Below are 3,069 nucleotides of genomic sequence, written 5' to 3'. Positions count from 1 at the left end.
TGCCGCCGACGGTGAGAAGCTCACCGCCGAGTGTTTCGGTGACACCGTGGTGTGGGTGCCGTGGCGGCGGCCCGGGTTTCAGCTCGGGCTCGACATTGCCGCAGTGAAGGCAGCGAATCCGCAGGCCATCGGGTGCATTCTCGGTGGGCACGGGATCACCGCCTGGGGGGACACCTCCGAGGAGTGTGAGCGGAACTCGCTGCACATCATCCGGACCGCCGAGGCCTTTCTCGCCGAGCGGGGGAAGCCCGAGCCCTTCGGTCCCGTGATCGACGGGTACGCGGCGCTGCCCGAGGCCGAGCGGCGGGAGCGGGCGGCGGCGCTGGCCCCGTATGTCCGTGCCGTCGCCTCGCAGGACAAGGCGCAGGTCGGGCACTTCACCGACTCCGATGTCGTGCTCGAGTTCCTCGCCCGGGCCGAGCATCCGCGGCTCGCTGCCCTCGGCACCTCCTGCCCCGACCACTTCCTGCGGACCAAGGTGCGGCCGCTCGTCCTCGACCTGCCGCCCACCGCTCCGCTGGATGAGGCCATCGCCCGGCTCAAGGAGCTGCACGCCGAGTACCGCGAGGAGTACGCCGCCTACTACCAGCGGCACGCCCTGCCCGACTCCCCCGCCATGCGCGGCGCCGACCCGGCGATCGTGCTGGTCCCGGGTGTCGGCATGTTCTCCTTCGGCAAGGACAAGCAGACCGCCCGGGTCGCCGGCGAGTTCTACGTCAACGCCATCAATGTGATGCGTGGGGCCGAGGCCGTCTCGACGTACGCGCCCATCGAGGAGTCGGAGAAGTTCCGCATCGAGTACTGGGCCCTCGAAGAGGCCAAGCTCCAGCGGATGCCGAAGCCCAAGCCGCTCGCGACGCGGGTCGCGCTGGTGACCGGGGCGGGCAGTGGGATCGGGAAGGCCATCGCGCATCGGCTGGTCGGTGAGGGTGCGTGTGTGGTCGTCGCCGACCTCAACGCCGAGAACGCCCAGGCCGTCGCCGAGGAGCTCGGCGGTCCCGACAAGGCTGTCGCGGTGACCGTGGACGTCACGTCCGAGGAGCAGATCGCCGAGGCCTTCAAGGCCGGCGTGCTGGCCTTCGGTGGGGTTGATCTGGTCGTCAACAACGCCGGGATCTCCATCTCCAAGCCGCTGCTGGAGACCTCGGCCAAGGACTGGGACCTCCAGCACGACATCATGGCGCGCGGTTCCTTCCTCGTGTCGAGGGAAGCCGCCCGGGTGATGATCGCTCAGGAGCTGGGCGGTGACATCGTCTACATCGCCTCCAAGAACGCCGTCTTCGCCGGGCCGAACAACATCGCCTACTCCGCCACCAAGGCCGACCAGGCCCACCAGGTGCGGCTGCTGGCCGCCGAACTCGGCGAGCACGGCATCCGCGTCAACGGGGTCAACCCGGACGGTGTGGTGCGCGGGTCCGGGATCTTCGCCGGTGGCTGGGGTGCCCAGCGGGCCGCCGTGTACGGCGTGGAAGAGGAGAAGCTCGGCGAGTTCTACGCCCAGCGGACCATCCTCAAGCGCGAGGTGCTCCCGGACCATGTCGCGAACGCCGTCTTCGCGCTGACCGGTGGGGACCTGACCCACACCACCGGACTGCACATCCCGGTCGACGCCGGCGTCGCGGCCGCCTTCCTGCGATGAGCGCCGGCGTGAAGTCGTACGCCGCGGTCGACCTGGGCGCCTCCAGCGGGCGGGTCATGGTCGGCCGGGTCGGGCCGGACAGCCTGGAGCTGACCGAGGCGCACCGATTTCCTAATCGGCCCGTGCGAGTGCCCGAAGGGCTGCGCTGGGACGTGCTCGGTCTGTATGCCGGGGTGCTGGACGGGCTGCGGGCGGCCGGGCAGGTCGACTCCGTCGGCATCGACAGCTGGGCCGTGGACTACGGCCTGCTGGACGCGGACGGGGCACTGCTCGGCAACCCCGTGCACTACCGGGACTCCCGTACCGAGGGGGTCGCCGAGAAGGTGTGGGCGGCCGTCCCGGCGCAGGAGCTGTACGCGGCGACCGGGTTGCAGTACGCCCCCTTCAACACCCTGTACCAGCTGACGGCAGCGCAGGAATCGGCCCAACTGGCGCATGCCCAGCGGCTGTTGCTCATCCCCGATCTGCTGGCGTACTGGCTCACGGGCGAGCAGGGCACCGAGCTCACCAACGCCTCCACCACCCAGCTGATCGATCCCCGCACGCGCGACTGGTCGTACGACGTCGCCGCGCGGCTCGGTATCGACCTGGGGCTGTTCGCGCCGTTGCGGCAGCCCGGTGATCCGGCGGGTGTGCTGCGGGCCGAGGTGCTGGAGGAGACCGGGCTCGCCGGTCCGGTGCCGGTGACGACCGTCGGGTCGCACGACACCGCCTCCGCGGTGGCCGCCGTGCCGGCCGGGCGTGAACGGTTCGCATACATCTGTACCGGCACCTGGTCGCTGGCCGGGCTGGAGCTCGATACCCCCGTGCTGAGCGAGGAGAGCCGGGCCGCCAACTTCACCAACGAGCTGGGGCTGGACGGCACGGTCCGCTATCTGCGCAACATCATGGGGCTGTGGCTGCTCCAGGAGTGCGTACGGGCCTGGGGGGACCCGGACCTGGGCGAGCTGCTGCTCGACGCGTCCAAGGTGCCGACGCTGCGGTCGGTCGTGGACGCGGGCGACGCGGCGTTTCTCGCGCCGGGCCGGATGCCCGAGCGGATCGCCGAGGCGTGCCGCGTGTCAGGGCAGCCGGTGCCCGAGTCGCCCGCCGAGATCACCCGCTGCATCCTCGACTCGCTCGCCCTCGCCCACCGGCGGGCGATCGCCGAGGCGCAGCGGCTGGCCGACCACCCGGTCGACGTAGTGCACGTCGTCGGGGGCGGCACCCGCAACGCCCTGCTCTGCCAGCTGACCGCCGACGCCTGCGGGCTGCCGGTGGTGGCGGGCCCGACCGAGGCCGCCGCCCTCGGGAACGTCCTGGTCCAGGCCCGGGCCCATGGGCTGGTGGGCGACCTCGCGGGCGGACGGCGCCTGCTCACCCGTACGCAGCCGTTGACGCGGTACGAACCGCGGGGGGACGCGGCACGCTGGAGCGAGGCGGAGGCCCGG

General features: G+C 71.6%; 2 protein-coding genes. Both read left to right on the top strand.

What is annotated here, in order from left to right:
* Nucleotides 1-1,639: bifunctional rhamnulose-1-phosphate aldolase/short-chain dehydrogenase (gene rhaD, locus ACTWQJ_RS49320; protein WP_443312879.1), on the top strand; the 1,639-nt coding region annotated here is incomplete at its 5' end.
* Nucleotides 1,636-3,069, top strand: a 1,434-nt coding sequence (locus ACTWQJ_RS49315; protein ID WP_443312878.1) for a rhamnulokinase, incomplete at its 3' end; no start/stop codon positions are given. The genes rhaD and ACTWQJ_RS49315, both read left to right, overlap by 4 nt.

The organism is Streptomyces sp. KR55, assembly GCF_052245645.1.
GTDB classification, from domain to species: Bacteria; Actinomycetota; Actinomycetes; order Streptomycetales; family Streptomycetaceae; genus Streptomyces; species Streptomyces flavusporus.
Note: the sequence above shows the minus strand (reverse complement) of the source record. Positions and strands in the feature narration are given on the sequence as shown.